Source organism: Streptomyces yokosukanensis (assembly GCF_001514035.1).
In the GTDB taxonomy this organism is placed as follows: Bacteria; Actinomycetota; Actinomycetes; order Streptomycetales; family Streptomycetaceae; genus Streptomyces; species Streptomyces yokosukanensis.
On the sequence record NZ_KQ948222.1, the window covers coordinates 119,011 to 134,023 of the forward strand.

14 protein-coding genes are annotated in these 15,013 nt (G+C 70.8%); 9 read left to right on the top strand and 5 right to left on the bottom strand.

The window, feature by feature from the left end; translation table 11 throughout:
• Positions 1-74: 74 nt before the first annotated feature.
• Positions 75-1,073: a TAXI family TRAP transporter solute-binding subunit gene (locus tag AQI95_RS34230; protein WP_067133164.1), complete on the top strand. Its 999-nt coding sequence runs from the start codon at positions 75-77 to the stop codon at positions 1,071-1,073.
• Between the two features lie 56 nt (positions 1,074-1,129).
• Here AQI95_RS34230 and AQI95_RS34235 read toward each other — a convergent pair whose 3' ends face one another.
• Both AQI95_RS34235 and AQI95_RS34240 read right to left on the bottom strand, forming a co-directional pair.
• Positions 1,130-2,533 (bottom strand): sensor histidine kinase, encoded by a 1,404-nt coding sequence (locus AQI95_RS34235; RefSeq protein ID WP_067133167.1) that lies wholly within the window; start codon positions 2,531-2,533, stop codon positions 1,130-1,132.
• Between the two features lie 9 nt (positions 2,534-2,542).
• Complete coding sequence (locus AQI95_RS34240; RefSeq protein ID WP_067133170.1) at positions 2,543-3,229, bottom strand: response regulator transcription factor; 687 nt, start codon at positions 3,227-3,229, stop codon at positions 2,543-2,545.
• 291 nt (positions 3,230-3,520) lie between these two features.
• Here AQI95_RS34240 and AQI95_RS34245 point away from each other — a divergent pair, with 291 nt between their 5' ends.
• From AQI95_RS34245 to AQI95_RS34275, 8 genes are all read left to right on the top strand, one after another.
• On the top strand, positions 3,521-4,297 hold the full coding sequence (locus tag AQI95_RS34245; protein WP_067133173.1) for an amino acid ABC transporter ATP-binding protein: 777 nt from the start codon (positions 3,521-3,523) through the stop codon (positions 4,295-4,297).
• 101 nt (positions 4,298-4,398) lie between these two features.
• Positions 4,399-5,235: a glutamate ABC transporter substrate-binding protein gene (locus AQI95_RS34250; protein ID WP_067133176.1), complete on the top strand. Its 837-nt coding sequence runs from the start codon at positions 4,399-4,401 to the stop codon at positions 5,233-5,235.
• A 124-nt stretch (positions 5,236-5,359) separates the two neighbouring features.
• Positions 5,360-6,025 (top strand): amino acid ABC transporter permease, encoded by a 666-nt coding sequence (locus tag AQI95_RS34255; RefSeq protein WP_067133357.1) that lies wholly within the window; start codon positions 5,360-5,362, stop codon positions 6,023-6,025.
• Positions 6,022-6,924: an amino acid ABC transporter permease gene (locus tag AQI95_RS34260; protein WP_067133178.1), complete on the top strand. Its 903-nt coding sequence runs from the start codon at positions 6,022-6,024 to the stop codon at positions 6,922-6,924. Before AQI95_RS34255 ends, AQI95_RS34260 begins: the two co-directional genes overlap by 4 nt.
• A gap of 177 nt (positions 6,925-7,101) precedes the next feature.
• Positions 7,102-8,706 (top strand): FAD-dependent monooxygenase, encoded by a 1,605-nt coding sequence (locus tag AQI95_RS34265; RefSeq protein WP_067133181.1) that lies wholly within the window; start codon positions 7,102-7,104, stop codon positions 8,704-8,706.
• Positions 8,707-8,783: 77 nt separating this feature from the next.
• Positions 8,784-8,870: a putative leader peptide gene (locus AQI95_RS50215; RefSeq protein WP_313960178.1), complete on the top strand. Its 87-nt coding sequence runs from the start codon at positions 8,784-8,786 to the stop codon at positions 8,868-8,870.
• Between the two features lie 69 nt (positions 8,871-8,939).
• Complete coding sequence (locus AQI95_RS34270) at positions 8,940-9,473, top strand: cupin domain-containing protein (protein WP_067133360.1); 534 nt, start codon at positions 8,940-8,942, stop codon at positions 9,471-9,473.
• A gap of 80 nt (positions 9,474-9,553) precedes the next feature.
• Complete coding sequence (locus AQI95_RS34275; RefSeq protein WP_067133363.1) at positions 9,554-9,991, top strand: rhodanese-like domain-containing protein; 438 nt, start codon at positions 9,554-9,556, stop codon at positions 9,989-9,991.
• A gap of 80 nt (positions 9,992-10,071) precedes the next feature.
• On the opposite strand, the gene AQI95_RS34280 is transcribed toward AQI95_RS34275, so the two are convergent.
• The 3 genes from AQI95_RS34280 to recA form a co-directional block, all read right to left on the bottom strand.
• A complete protein-coding gene (locus tag AQI95_RS34280; protein WP_067133184.1) occupies positions 10,072-12,600 on the bottom strand; it encodes an ABC transporter permease in 2,529 nt (842 codons plus the stop codon).
• 224 nt (positions 12,601-12,824) lie between these two features.
• Complete coding sequence (gene recX, locus AQI95_RS34285; RefSeq protein ID WP_067133187.1) at positions 12,825-13,730, bottom strand: recombination regulator RecX; 906 nt, start codon at positions 13,728-13,730, stop codon at positions 12,825-12,827.
• A 2-nt stretch (positions 13,731-13,732) separates the two neighbouring features.
• Entirely contained in the window at positions 13,733-14,860 is a 1,128-nt protein-coding gene (recA, locus tag AQI95_RS34290; RefSeq protein WP_067133190.1) for a recombinase RecA, read from the bottom strand.
• Between the last annotated feature and the right edge of the window lie 153 nt (positions 14,861-15,013).

Sequence of the window (15,013 nt, forward strand, 5' to 3'; positions counted from 1 at the left end):
CGGCGGTCCGCCTCCCGGCCCCGGAGTGACCTCGCCCCTGGTCAGCGCGGCGCCCGGCCTGGCAGGATCGCCGCATGTCCAAGGTGTTCTCCCTGACCCGCAGAGGCCTGGCGCTGCCGGCCGCGGCCGCCGGAGCCGTGGTGCTCGGGCTGCTGCTGTGGTGGCTGCTGCCGCTGGGCGAGAAGCCGCCGAGCGGCACGATCGTCTTCAGCACGGGCACTCCCAAAGGGGTGTACCAGGAGTACGGCGAGCGGCTGCGCGCCGAGTTCGCCAAGGACATGCCCGACCTGACGGTGAAGCTGCTCAACAGCGCCGGTTCGCAGGAGAACGTGCAGCGAGTGGCGACCGGCAAGGCCGACTTCACCATCGCGGCGGCTGACGCGGTGGAGGCGTACGAACTGGAGCACGGCAGCGGCGCCGAGCGGCTGCGCGGGGTGGCGCGCCTCTACGACGACTACGTCCATCTCATCGTGCGCAGCGACTCGGACATCCGGAGCGTCGCGGACCTGCGGCACAAGCGGGTGGCGATCGGACTGCCCGACTCCGGGGTGCGGCTGATAGCCGACCGGGTGCTCAAGGCCGCCGGCATCGACCCGCGCAAGGACATCACCCCGGCCGCGGACGGCATCGACACCGGGCCGGACCAGCTGGAGCACCGCAAGATCGACGCCTTCTTCTGGTCGGGCGGTCTGCCCACCAAGGGACTGGTCGCGCTCGCGAAGAAGTCCGCCTTCACGTTCGTGCCGATCGAGGGCGACCTCGTCACCAAGCTGCACGACGGGGGCCAGGAGGCGCGCTACTACCGGGCCACCAACATCCCCGAGTCGGCCTACCCCGCCGTACAGCAGGGCAACGAGGTGCCGACGATCTCCGTGTCCAACATCCTGATGACCCGCACGGACGTCGACCCCCGGCTGACGGAATGGGTGACCCGCACGGTGATCAAGAGCCGCGACGGCATCGGCGCCCACGTCCACTCCGCCCAGCTCGTCGACCTGCGCACCGCCATCTACACCGACCCCCTGCCCCTCCAGGAGGGCGCCCGCCGCTACTACCGCTCGATGAAGCCTTAGCCCGAGCGCGCCGGAACCGGCGAGCGGCACAGAGGCGAACAGCCCCTGCCCCTCGGTCAGGACTCCCCGTGTCGCGGCACCGTCACCGTCACCCGCAGGCCCCGCGGCTCGTGGTGGGCGTAGGTGATCGCGCCGCCGCCCGCCGTGAGCAGGGCACGGGAGATGGACAGGCCGAGGCCGGAGCCCTTGACGTTCTGGTGCCGGCCGCTGCGCCAGAACCGGTCGCCCACGCGCGCGAGTTCCTCGTCGGTGAGGCCGGGCCCTGTGTCGGTGACGACGACCGTGGACATGTCGCCGTTCGAGGCGACGACGACCTCCACCGTGCCGCCGTCGGGGGTGAACTTCACGGCGTTGTCGATCACCGCGTCCAGGGCGCTGGACAGGGTGACCGGGTCCGCCCAGGCGGTGGTGGGCGGGCAGTCCCCGGTCAGCCGGACGCCCTTGGCCACGGCGGTCGGGGACCAGGCGGCGACGCGCTCCTCGGCGAGCGTGCCGATGTCGGTCAGGCTCAGGTCCGCCTCGGCGTGCTCGGCCAGCGCCAGGTCGAGCAGGTCGTCCAGGACCTGCGCGAGGCGCTTGCCCTCGGTGCGGACCGAGGCGATCTCCTCGTTGCCCTCGGGGAGTTCGAGGGCGAGGAGTTCGATGCGCAGCAGCAGCGCCGAGAGCGGGTTGCGCAGCTGGTGCGAGGCGTCGGCGACGAAGGCGCGCTGCTGCTCCAGCACGTCCTCGACGTTGTCCGCCATCTCGTTGAACGACCGGGCCAGCCGTCTGAGTTCCGGTGGCCCGCCGGCGGCCGCGACCCGGGACTTCAGTCGCCCGGTGGCGATGTCGTGGGTGGTGGCGTCCAGGACCCGCACCGGCCGGAGCACCCAGCCGGTCAGCCGTAGCGCCGCGCCGACGGCCAGCAGCATGGCCGCGCTCTCCCCGGCCCCGATGAGCAGCCAGCCGCGCACCGTCCTCGAACGCATCTGTCCGGTGGGCGAGTCGGTGACCACGACCGCCACGACGTCCCCGTCCCGGATCACCGGCGAGGCGACGATCAGCCGGCTGCGCTGCCAGGGCCACACCTGCTTCGGGTCGTGGCTGCGCCGGCTGAGCAGCGCCTCGTCGAAGGCGTCCCGCACCTCCCCCATGGGCGGTACGAACCAGTCGCCGGGCGCATTGGCCATGGCCGAGCCGTTGCGGTAGAAGACACCCGCGCGGATGCCGTAGACGCCGTAGTAGCTGTCGAGTTCGCTACGCAGGGCCTCCAGGCGCTCGTCCGTGCTCGTACGGCGGGATCCGCTGGGTCCGTCGGTGACGAACTGGGCGAGCGCCGCGAAGCGGGCCGTGTCGTCGATGCGGTCGACGACGACCTTCTGCTGCTGGGCGGCGGCCAGGCTGACGGCGAGCGGGACCCCGAGGGCGAGGAGGACGGCCGCCATCAGGACGATGAGCAGCGGCAGCAGGCGTGCGCGCACCCGTCCCCGCTAGGCGGCCGGGGCGACGAGCCGGTAGCCGACGCCGCGTACGGTCTCGATCAGCGCGGGCATGCGCAGCTTGGCGCGCAGGGAGGCGACGTGCACCTCCAGGGTGCGGCCGGTTCCCTCCCAACTGGTGCGCCAGACCTCGCTGATGATCTGCTCGCGCCGGAAGACGACACCGGGGCGCTGCGCGAGCAGGGCGAGCAGATCGAACTCCTTGCGGGTCAGTTGGACGATCGAACCGTCCACCGTGACCTGTCGGGTGGGCAGTTCGATACGGACCGGTCCGAGCAGCAGGGAGTCGTCACCACCGGAGCCCGCGTCCTCGTGGACGGTGCGCCGGCTGACGGCGTGGATACGGGCGAGCAGTTCCCCGGTGTCGTACGGCTTCACCACGTAGTCGTCGGCTCCGAGGTTGAGGCCGTGGATGCGGGAGCGCACGTCGGAGCGGGCGGTGACCATGATCACCGGAGTGCTGGTGCGCTTGCGGATCTTGCCGCAGACCTCGTATCCGTCCTGGTCGGGCAGGCCGAGGTCGAGCAGGACCACACCGAAACCGTCGCTTTCGGGGACGAGCGCCTGGAGTGCCTCCTCGCCGCTGCGCGCGTGCGTGACGTCGAAACCGTGTCGTGCGAGCACGGCTGACAGAGCCGCGGCGACATGGTTGTCGTCCTCGACGAGCAGCAGTCTCATCCCGGCCCCCTCCGGTTCAGTGGTCGTACGGTCTGGGTTCTCGTGAGCCGTGTAGCTCACACGCGCGCGTGCACCATGGAAGTGATGCCGATGGACAAGGACGGCGTCAAGAGGGTTCCGGTTGCCCGGCGCTTCCGTTATCCGGCCGATACGCGCACACGTGGCAAGTGCTACGACACGTGTCCGTTTGCTATCGGATCGTGATGCTCAGATCTCCCTCAGATGTGATGACGCAGGTCACAGCCGCTCACTACTGTCCTCCGAAACCGAGGAGGACGGAGCCCGAGAGCGATGACCGAAGTATCGGTGACCAAGGAAGACGTGGTCACGTCCGACGAACTGGTCGTCCTGAAGAGCGTCAACAAGCACTTCGGCGCGTTGCACGTGCTCCAGGACATCGACCTGACGATCGCCCGCGGCGAGGTCGTCGTGGTCATCGGGCCCTCCGGGTCCGGAAAGTCGACCCTGTGCCGCACCATCAACCGCCTGGAGACGATCGACTCGGGCACCATCACGATCGACGGAAAGGCGCTGCCCCAGGAGGGCAAGGAGCTGGCCCGGCTGCGGGCCGACGTCGGGATGGTCTTCCAGTCCTTCAACCTGTTCGCGCACAAGACCGTGCTCGAGAACGTGATGCTGGGGCAGCTCAAGGTCCGCAGGACGGAGAAGAAGCAGGCCGAGGAGACCGCGCGGTCCCTGCTCGACCGGGTCGGCGTGGGCACCCAGGCCGACAAGTACCCCGCCCAGCTCTCGGGCGGCCAGCAGCAGCGCGTCGCCATCGCGCGGGCGCTGGCGATGGGCCCGAAGGTCATGCTCTTCGACGAGCCGACCTCCGCCCTCGACCCCGAGATGATCAACGAGGTCCTCGAGGTCATGCAGCAACTCGCCCGCGAGGGCATGACGATGGTCGTCGTCACGCATGAGATGGGCTTCGCACGATCGGCCGCGAACCGCGTCGTCTTCATGGCCGACGGCCGGATCGTCGAACAGGCCGCGCCGGACCAGTTCTTCAGCAACCCGCGCAGCGACCGGGCCAAGGACTTCCTGTCCAAGATCCTGCACCACTGACGGCACAGCACCGCGACGGCCTCGATCGCCCGTCCCGCTACGGCCACGACCACGCGTCCGGCCGCGGACCTCGTTTTCTCACCACCCAAAGGATGTTCACGATGAAGCTCCGCAAGGTCACCGCCGCCTCGGCCGCCGTACTCGCCCTCGCCGTGGGCGCCACCGCGTGTGGTGGCAACAGCTCGAACAGCGGCTCGGGCGGAGGCAGCGGCAAGATCAAGATCGGTATCAAGTTCGACCAGCCGGGTCTGGGCCTGAAGCAGCCCGACGGCACCTACGCGGGCTTCGACGTGGACGTGGCGACGTACGTCGCCAAGCAGCTCGGCTACAAGCCGAGCGACATCCAGTGGGTGGAGACCAAGAGCGCCGACCGCGAGAGCGCGCTGCAGCGCGGCGACGTGAAGTTCATCGCCGCCACCTACTCGATCACCGACGAGCGCAAGCAGAAGGTCGACTTCGCCGGTCCGTACCTGCTGGCCCACCAGGACCTGCTGGTCAAGAAGGACTCGAAGATCGCCAAGGGCACGGATCTCAACAAGAAGAACCTGTGTTCCGTGACCGGCTCCACCCCGGCGCAGCACATCCAGCAGACGATCGCGCCGAAGGCCAACCTGAAGGAGCTCAGCTCCTACTCGGAGTGCATGGCGAGCCTCCAGAGCGGCGCGGTGGACGCGCTGACCACCGACGACTCGATCCTCGCGGGCTACGCCGCGCAGGACAAGTACAAGGGCCAGTTCAAGCTCCTCGGGCTGAAGATGAGCAACGAGAACTACGGCATCGGCGTCAAGAAGGGCGACTCCGCGACCGTCGACAAGATCAACAAGGCGCTGGAGAAGATGGTCGGCGACGGCTCCTGGGACGCCGCGGTGAAGAAGAACTTCGGTCCGGCGAACTACAAGTACGAGCCCGCGCCGAAGATCGGCCAGATCGTCAAGTAACGCGGAACTCCGCCGGCGCTCATTCCGGCGGGTGACGCAGGGTCCCCAAGGCGCGCCGCCGCCGCTCTCCCGGCGGCGCGCCCCGCCCTCCACGTACGCCACACACCCGGAAGCGCGGGAGATCGTGTTCGACTTTCTTCATGGTTACGACGTCCTAGGGGCGTTCTGGATGACGGTGAAACTCACCGTCCTCTCCGCGGTCGGCTCCCTGGTCTGGGGCACCCTGCTGGCCGCGATGCGGGTCAGCCCGGTCCCGGTCATGCGCGGGTTCGGCACCCTCTATGTGAACATCGTCCGCAACATCCCGCTGACGATCATCATCCTGTTCACCTCGCTCGGGCTCGCCGACATCTTCCGAGTGACGCTGGGCGCCTCCGACTTCAAGGTCCAGGGCTTCCGACTGGCGATCCTCGGTCTCATCGCCTACACGTCCGCCTTCGTCTGCGAGGCGATCCGCTCCGGCATCAACACGGTGCCGGTCGGCCAGGCCGAGGCCGCCCGTGCGATCGGGCTGAACTTCAGCCAGACGCTGCGCCTGATCGTGCTGCCCCAGGCCTTCCGCTCGGTCATCGGCCCGCTGGCCAACGTCCTGATCGCCCTGACGAAGAACACCACCGTCGCGTCCGCCATCGGCGTCGCCGAGGCCGCGGCCCTGATGAAGACCATGATCGAGAACGAGGCTCAGACCCTGGCCATCGGCGCCGTCTTCGCCCTCGGGTTCGTGATCCTGACCCTGCCGGTCGGCCTCCTCCTGGGCTGGCTCGGCAAGCGACTGGCGGTGAAGCGATGAGCTCCGTCCTGTACGACACCCCCGGCCCCCGCGCCAAACGGCGCAACGCGGTCCTCTCCGTCGTCTTCCTCGTCCTGCTGGCCGCCCTGGCCTGGTGGGTCTGGAAGACGATGGACGACAAACAGCAGCTGCGCTGGGCCCTGTGGCAGCCGTTCACCACCTCCGAGGCCTGGACGACGTACCTCCTGCCGGGACTCGTCAACACCCTGAAGGCAGCGGCGCTGTCCATGGTCATCGCCCTCCCGCTGGGCGCCGTCTTCGGCATAGCCCGCCTCTCGGACCACCGATGGGTGCGCATCGCGGCGGGTGTGGTGGTCGAGTTCTTCCGGGCGATCCCGGTGCTGCTGCTCATGCTGTTCGCCAACGAGTTCTACAACCAGTACTCGCAGGTCAGCAGTGATGACCGGCCTTTGTACGCGGTGGTCACCGCCCTGGTGCTCTACAACGCCTCGGTGCTCGCCGAGGTCGTCCGGGCCGGCATCCTGGCCCTGCCCAGGGGCCAGACGGAGGCCGCGTACGCGATCGGCCTCCGCAAGGGGCAGACGATGTCCAGCATCCTGCTTCCGCAGGCGGTCACCGCCATGCTGCCGGCCATCGTCAGCCAGCTCGTGGTCATCGTGAAGGACACGGCGCTGGGCGGCGCGATGATCGGCTACGCGGAGCTGCTCAGCGAGCGCGGCACCCTCGCGGCCAACTACGCCGACGTCATCGCCAGCTTCATCGTCGTCGCGGCCATCTACGTCGTGCTCAACTTCGCCCTGACCTCCTTCGCGAGCTGGCTGGAACGCCGGCTGCGGCGCAGCAAGCGCAGCACGGGCGCGGTTCTCGGCGCGGACGATCTGGAGGAGATGAACCCGGCGGCGGTGAACGGCACCCTCGGGACCGGCACCTACGCCTGACGGCTCGTCACTCACCCATACGGCCCCCGGGGGCAGTGGCATGATCGCCACTGCCCCCGGTCACTTGACGCAAACTCTGCCAATGGGTTGCATACGTTGTGTGATCGTGCACCCCGCTTCACCTTCTTGTTCACCGTCATCCGTCGAGGCACCGCCGCGGGCAGGGGGAAGCACGCCGTGGACCCGGTGATCATCGTCGGAGCGGGGCCCGTCGGGCTCGCGCTCGCCCTGGCGCTCGCCCGCCAGGAGGTGCCGACCGTCGTCCTGGACGAGGGCCCCGGCAAGGACGAGCCCCGCCCGGCGCGCACCGTCGTGCTGCGCGAGAGCACGGCCGTCCTGCTGGAGCGGCTGACCGGAGTGGCGCTCGGTGAGCACGGCGTGCGCTGGGCCGGATGGCGGTCCCTGCGGCGCCGTCAGGTGATGAGCGAGATCACCTTCGACGAGGCGGATCCCGGCGCCCCGCTGCACATCGCCCAACATGTCCTCACGGCCGCCCTGCGCGGGGCTCTCACCGGCGAACCGCTGGTGAAGACGGTCGTGGACAGCCGTCTGGACTCCATCGAGCAGGAGCGTTCCGGCGTCACCGCGCACACCCGCGGCGCGAACGGCACCTGGTGGCGGGGCAGTTATCTGGTCGGCTGCGACGGAGCACGCTCCGTCGTGCGCAAACTCCAGGACATCCGCTTCCCGGGCCGTACGGCGGTGGAGCGACACGCGGTCGCCGCGCTGCACACGGAACTTCCGTGGGAGGGCCGGGCGTTGCTTCATCGGATGCCGCCGTGGCGGCAGTCCGGGCCCTCGGCCGGGGAGGTGACCGCCCGCCCCCTCCCGGACGGCGTGTGGCGCCTGGACTGGCTGCTGCCACCGGGCAAGGACCTGGTCACGCCCGAGACCCTGGTGGCCCGGATCCGCGAGACGCTCGCGGGCTGGACGGACGGCTCCACACCGCCGTACGACCTGCTCGACACCGGTGTCCACACGGTGCACCACCGTCTGGCCCGCCGGTGGCGTGCCGGCCGGGTCTTCCTCGCCGGGGACGCGGCGCATCTGCTCGGCGCACTCGGCGCCCAGGGCCTGGACGAGGGCCTCAGGGACGTCGACAACCTCTCCTGGAAGCTGGCCGCGGCCTGGCACCACGGCCCGCACGAGGCCCTGCTGGACAGCTATCAGGCCGAGCGGCGCGCGGTGGTCGCGGCCCGGCTGCGCGCCGCCGACCAGGTGCTGCCGGTGCTGCGGGGCACCGGCGGGCTGCGCCACATCGTCCCGGGTACGGCACGGGGGCACGACGCGCTGCTCACGGACGGCCACCTGGGACGCGGTTCGCTGGGCGCGCCGGCGGCGTACGCCGACTCCCCCCTCGCACCCCGGCAGCTGGAGGGCGATGTCCCGGTCGACACCCCGCCCGGCGCGCCGGTCACCGATGTACGGGTCACCGCGGAGGACGGTTCCTTCGTCCAACTGCGCGACCGGTTCGGCCGCGGCGCGCTGCTCGTCGTCCTGATCGCGCCGGGCACGGGTGTGTGGGACCGCAAGCACTGGGCGTCCGCCGGGGTCATGCCCCGGCTCGCGGCGGCCGTGACGGCGCTGCCGTACCCCGCCGAACTACTGGTCGCCGAGAGCTACCCGGGTGCGCCGGCGCACAGCGTGCTGCTCGTGCGCCCCGACGGCCACCTGGTCGTCGCGCTGAGCGGTGTCCGCCCGGCCGACCTGTACACGGCGGCGGAGGCGGCGGTGGGCGGCCCGGCGAAGGAGGAGGCACAGGCGGCCGCCGCCGCACACTGACCCACGGGCACATCACTGTCTGTCCACATGGTGACGGTGAGTTGACCGATGTGCACGCGCATGCTGTACTCCGGACCATGACCGACACCTGTGTGCGCCTGTGGCGGAGGGTCCACATGGACCTCGTCCGCTACGCGGGCTGCGTGTGTCGCCCGTCCTGCTGAATTCGCATTCCTCTTTCTTCCGGGCGCCGTCATGCGCCCGTCCCGCGAACGTTCCTCAGGACGGTGTACGTGTCTGTCTCACCTGCTCCCGTGTCCCCTGCCGTCGGCTCGGCACCCGCCCAGGCGGACCTCCTCGACTTCGTACGGCGGACGGCCGCCGACACCGAGCTGATCGCCTCCCTGCCTCTCGACCCGGAGGGCCGTACCTGGGTGCGGCTGGAAGGGCCGGGCGGCAGCGAGGCATGGCTGATCGGCTGGCCGCCCGGCACCGGCACCGGCTGGCACGACCACGCCGACTCGGTCGGCGCGTTCCTCACGGCCTCCGGTGTTCTCACGGAGAACTCGCTGGCCGCCCGGCTGCCGACCGACGGCTGGAAGACCCTGGAACTGACCGACGGAGTGGACCGCGAACGCCGGCTCCCGGCCGGCAAGGGCCGCGCCTTCGGCCGCCATCACGTTCATGAGGTCCTCAACACCTCCCGCGACGAGCACGCGGTCTCCGTGCACGCCTACTACCCTCCCCTGCCCCGCATCCGCCGCTACAGTCGCACCGGCCATGTGCTCCGCCTCGATCAGGTCGAACGCCCGGAGGACTGGCAGTGAGCGGGAGGCAGGAGACCCCGGCGAACGGGGCCGTGACGGCCGTGAGCGGCGCGGAGAAGGCACCGGCGAATGGCACCGCGGTGACGGCGAGCGGCACAGCGGTCGCCGTCGGCACGGGTGAACGGCCGGTCGGCATCGACGAGTTGCTGGAGCGGGTGCGCGCGGGCTACCGGCGCGTCGAGGCCCGGGAGGCGCACAGGGCGGCGCGGGAGGGCGAGGCGCTGCTGGTCGACATCCGCTACGCGGCCCTGCGTGAGCGGGACGGGCTGATCCCCGGGGCGCTCGTCGTCGAGCGCAACGAACTGGAGTGGCGCCTCGACCCCCAGGGCAGCCACCGCCTCCCCGAAGCCACGGGCCACGACCTGCGTGTCGTGGTGTTCTGCAACGAGGGCTACGCCTCCAGCCTCGCCGCGGCCTCCCTCCATCAACTGGGCCTGCATCGGGCGACGGATCTGGTGGGCGGGTTCCAGGCATGGCGAGCGGAGGGACTGCCGGTGGAGCCGACGGCGACGGCCTGAGCCGAACGGGATCCGGACACCCCGGCAACGGGTGACGACACCGACGGCCTTCCCGCCGCCCGCTCTCCCCGGCCCTCCTGTCACTCCTTCGCCGTGGCCACCGTCACCGCCCGCACCCGAAGCGCCGCCCGCCCGGGCACCGAACTGGCCACGAGCGCGAGGAGGCCGGCGACCCCGACGACGGTGACGTAGAGCAGGGGCGTGACCGAGGGTGCGGCCCGGCCCGTCATGCCGACGCTGAACGCGGTGAGCACGGCGAGCGCGATCCCGCTGCCGAGCGACGTGGCGAGGAACAGCACGGACAGCGCCTCGGTGCGCAGCATGCGCAGCACCTGACGGCGGGTCGCACCGGCGAGGCGGAGCAGTGCGAACTCCCGGACACGCTCCGCGACCGACATGGCCAGCGTGTTGACGACCGCGATGGCGGTGAAGGCCAGCACGAGCCCCATGGCGAGGTAGTTGACCTCGGCGTTCATCTGCTGCCGGTCGGCCTGCAGGGCATCGGCATCGGCCGGTGAAAGAATCCGCAGCCCCGGGAACTCACGGAGCGTAGTCGCGAGTTGTGTCTGTGTACGAGTCGTGCTGACGAGGACGGAGGAGGCGAGCGGGTTGTCGACATGGTGGGCGATGAGGTCGTGGGCGAAGGTGAAGTCGCCGAAGCCAAGACCCCGGGCATAGACGGCGGCGACGGTGAGCGTGGCGGGCGTCCCGTCGCCGAGGGTGAGTTTCAGGGTGCTGCCTGGCTTCAAGTGGTGCTGATCCGCTGCCAGTTGGCTCACGGCGATCGTATGGAGACCGAGCCGGTCGAGGGAGCCGGCGGTGACCTGCGGGTCCCAGGTGTGCGTCAGGCCTGCCGGGGTGACGCCCTGCGCGGGGTACTTGTCGAGGCCGACGTGGACGGTCGTACGGACGACTTCGGTGACGGTGTCGTGCCGCGCGCGAAGCCGCCCTGCCGCCTCGCCGGGGACACCGGGCTCCTGCGCGGCGACGACCCAGTCCGCCCGGACACCGGCGCGGGCCTGGCTGCGGGCAGCGTCGCCGAGGGTGGACTGGACGAACAGGACCGTGCAGGTCATGCCGACGAGCAGAGTGAGGGGAGTGACGACGGAGGCCATACGGGCGGCGTTGCCGCGCAGGTTGGCGGTGGCGAGGCGGCCGCCGTGACCGGTGAGCCGGAGCGGGCCGGCGAGCAGCAGCGCGGCCGTCTTGACCAGCAAGGGACCGAGCAGGGCGACGGAGGTGGACAGTACGACGACGGCGAGGAAGGTCACGGGAGTCGAGGCGGGCTCGGTCCGCAGGGAGGTGAGGACGACGACGAGGACGACTCCGCCGGCGAGTAGCAGCAGTCCGGCGGCGATCCGGCCCCAGGCGGGACGGGTCCGCTCGGTCCTGGCTTCCGCCAGGGCCTCGGTCGGGCGGATCCGGGCGATCCTGCGGGAGGCGATCCGGGCGGCGGCCCAGGCGCCGAGCAGGGTGGCGGCAAGGGCGGCGAGCGGCGGGAAGACACTGACGGTGTGCTCGAGAGTGGCGGGCAGAGCGCCCAGGGCGACGAACCTGGAGTGCAGCCAGCCGCCCAGCGGCAACCCGAGCAGCGCACCCGCGGTGCCCGCCGCCACGCCGATGATCAGTGCCTCCCTGCCGAGCAGCGCACGGATCTGGCCGGGTGTGGCGGCGAGAGCGCGGAGCAGGGCGAGTTCACGATGGCGCTGCTGCACGGTGAGCGCGAAGGTGCCGACGACCACGAGCACCGCCACCAGCAGCGAGGTCCCGCCCATGGCGCCGCCCATGCTGACCAGCCGGGTGCGGGCGGCGGCCGCGTCCAGGAACTCGACGGGCCCGCGCGCGGCACCGGTGCTGACCTGCGCGGTGGTGCCGCGCAGCGCCTGCGCCACGGCGTCCCGCACCCGCTCGGGATCCACCCCTCTCGCAGGCAGCACGCCGAACGCGCTGACCTGCCCCGGATGCGCGGCCAGCCGACGGGCCTCGGCGGCGGTGAAGAAGAGAGACGTCTGGTGGCGTACGACGGCGGCCGGGGCGGCGATACCGGTGATGCGGTAGCTGCGCGGGGCCTGCGTGGACTGCACGGTGAGCCGGTCACCGGGCCGCAGCCGGGCCCGTGCGGCGAGGTCGCCGTCGATGACCAGATCACCGTCGGCCCTGGGCGCGCTGCCCGTGACCAGCCGGTACGGCGTCAGCGCGGCGGAGTCCCAGGCGTGCCCGTAGGCGGTACGACCGCCGGTGCCGGCCGGGGCCAACGGCTGGGCGAGAAAGGTCAGTTCGGGCACGACCCGGGCAACCCCGGGGAGCCGGGCGAGTCTGGTGCGCAGCCGCTCGGAGAGCCAGGCGCGCTCGGCGATGGGCTTCGCCTTGTGCTTGACCTTGGTCTTGCCCTTCTTGTGCTTGACCGTGGTCTGGTGGACGTACTGGTCGCCGGAGACGACGACGGGAGCGGCGGCGTAGCGCTCGGTGCGGATGGTGCCGCGCAGGCCGGTGTCGAGGAGGGTGCCGCAGGCGGTGATGAGGGCGGCCGCGCACATCAGCGCGAGGAAGGCGCCGAGAAATCCCGCCTTGCGGTCGCGGACTGTCCTGAGGGCGTATCGCAGCATCATCGGGCGGGCTCTCTTCTGTTGTACGCGGCGGCTGGGTCGTACGCGGCCGGCCTCGGCGGGTGTGCGCCGCGGTCCGGGGCGTGCGTACAGAGTCGCCGCTCGCGACAGGGAGATCACTGCGGTGGCCCGGCGTCTTCGGCGGGGGTTAACCCCCTTGCGGTGCCTTGGAGTTCGGAGAAACCCGGCGCCCTCGCCCCACCCGGAGAGCGCCCCACACCGAGGACTCAGAAGTCCCCTTCGTCGAGGAACTCCGAGTCCTCGCCCTCTTCCTCCAGGGCCTGACGCACGACCCGGAGGGCCATGCCCTCGGGGTAGCCCTTGCGGGCGAGCATGCCGGCGAGGCGGCGGAGCCGTTTGTCGCGGTCGAGGCCGCGGGTTGCGCGCAGCTTGCGGGCCACGAGTTCGCGGGCTGTCGCCTCCTCCTGCTCGGAGTCGAGCTGGGAGACGGCCTCGTCGATCAGCGTCGAGTCGACGCCCTTGGTGCGCAGTTCCTGGGCGAGTGCCCGGCGCGCGAGTCCCCGGCCGTGATGCCGGGACTCCACCCAGGCGTCCGCGAACGCGCTGTCGTCGATCAGCCCGACCTCCTCGAACCGCGACAGCACCTCCTCGGCCACGTCCTCGGGGATCTCCCGTTTACGCAAGGCGTCCGCGAGCTGCTTGCGGGTGCGCGGGGTCCCGGTGAGCAGGCGCAGGCAGATCGCTCGCGCCCGCTCAGCCGGGTCCCCTGAAGACTCCCCCCGCTCGGCCCTCGACGAGGAAGGGGCGTCTTCGTCCTCACCGGGCGCGTCCCCGAAGCCGCGCCTGCGCCGGCCGCGCCCCCGCCCGCCCCGCGGGCCGCCGCCGCTGTCGGATCCACGGCCTGAGCCACGAATCGAACCATGGCCCGAACCCCTGCCGGGCGACCCGCCCCCGTACGGCCCGTCGCCCGTGTCGCTCGGGCGGGCACCGCCGTCGTCCCCGCGTCCTCCGGTTCCGCGGGGCTCGTCGTGGGCGTCGTACTCCTCGAAACCGTCGTGCCGGTATCCGTCGTCACCGCCCGGGACGGAGTCCGGGTGGTCCCCGGTGCCCCTCCCCCGTGGGGCACCGGGGGTGGCGTACTCGTACTCGGCCCAGTCGGTTCGTCGTGTCACGGTCAGCTCTTGGCTGCGGCGGCCTTGGGCTTGGCGGCCTTGGCGGCTGCCGGGGCGGACGCCGTCTTGGCGTCGTCGGCGGCCGTGGAGGCGACCGCGGCGTCCGCCCCGGGCTCGACGGCGGGCTCCTCCGGCCGGACACCGACGCCCAGCTTCTCCTTGATCTTCTTCTCGATCTCGTTGGCCAGGTCGGGGTTGTCCTTGAGGAAGTTGCGCGCGTTCTCCTTGCCCTGGCCGAGCTGGTCGCCCTCGTACGTGTACCAGGCGCCGGCCTTGCGGACGAAGCCGTGCTCCACGCCCATGTCGATCAGACCGCCCTCGCGGCTGATGCCCTGGCCGTAGAGGATGTCGAACTCGGCCTGCTTGAAGGGCGGGGCGACCTTGTTCTTGACGACCTTGCAGCGGGTGCGGTTGCCGACCGCCTCGGTGCCGTCCTTCAGGGTCTCGATGCGGCGGATGTCGATACGCACCGAGGCGTAGAACTTCAGCGCGCGGCCACCGGTCGTGGTCTCCGGGGAGCCGAACATCACGCCGATCTTCTCGCGGAGCTGGTTGATGAAGATCGCAGTGGTCTTGGACTGGTTGAGCGCGCTGGTGATCTTCCGCAGGGCCTGACTCATCAACCGGGCCTGGAGACCGACGTGGCTGTCGCCCATCTCGCCCTCGATCTCCGCGCGCGGGACGAGCGCGGCGACGGAGTCGATGACGATGAGGTCGAGGGCGCCGGAGCGGACCAGCATGTCCACGATCTCCAGGGCCTGCTCGCCGTTGTCCGGCTGGGAGAGGATCAGGTTGTCGATGTCGACGCCGAGCTTGCGCGCGTACTCGGGGTCGAGGGCGTGCTCCGCGTCCACGAACGCGACCTGGCCGCCGGCCTTCTGGGCGTTGGCCACGGCGTGCAGGGTCAGGGTCGTCTTACCGGAGGACTCCGGTCCATAGATCTCCACGACACGGCCGCGCGGCAGGCCACCGACGCCGAGGGCGACGTCGAGTGCGGTCGACCCGGTCGGGATGACCTCGATGGGCTCCCTCGACCGCTCGCCCATGCGCATGACCGCGCCCTTGCCGAATTGCCGTTCAATCTGCGCGAGCGCGGCGTCGAGCGCCTTCTCGCGGTCGGTTCCTGCCATGGGTTCCACCCGGTTTGCTTGAGTCGATCGCTTCACGTCAAAGACGCTAACGCCTGCCACTGACAATGCGCCCCGACGCAGGCCCAGCCTGTGGATAACCGGGGGACTTCCTCCCGCAAAACGGGACGAAATCCACTGCCGAAAGCTTCGCCT

Bases quoted from the DNA above. Each gene is read 5' to 3' on its own strand.
- AQI95_RS34240 (WP_067133170.1), bottom strand. From the start codon at position 3,229: ATGAGACTGCTGCTCGTCGAGGACGACAACCATGTCGCCGCGGCTCTG.
- recA (WP_067133190.1), bottom strand. From the start codon at position 14,860: ATGGCAGGAACCGACCGCGAGAAGGCGCTCGACGCCGCGCTCGCGCAG.
- AQI95_RS34245 (WP_067133173.1), top strand. From the start codon at position 3,521: ATGACCGAAGTATCGGTGACCAAGGAAGACGTGGTCACGTCCGACGAA.
- AQI95_RS34250 (WP_067133176.1), top strand. From the start codon at position 4,399: ATGAAGCTCCGCAAGGTCACCGCCGCCTCGGCCGCCGTACTCGCCCTC.
- AQI95_RS34230 (WP_067133164.1), top strand. From the start codon at position 75: ATGTCCAAGGTGTTCTCCCTGACCCGCAGAGGCCTGGCGCTGCCGGCC.
- AQI95_RS34260 (WP_067133178.1), top strand. From the start codon at position 6,022: ATGAGCTCCGTCCTGTACGACACCCCCGGCCCCCGCGCCAAACGGCGC.
- AQI95_RS34280 (WP_067133184.1), bottom strand. From the start codon at position 12,600: ATGATGCTGCGATACGCCCTCAGGACAGTCCGCGACCGCAAGGCGGGA.
- AQI95_RS50215 (WP_313960178.1), top strand. From the start codon at position 8,784: ATGACCGACACCTGTGTGCGCCTGTGGCGGAGGGTCCACATGGACCTC.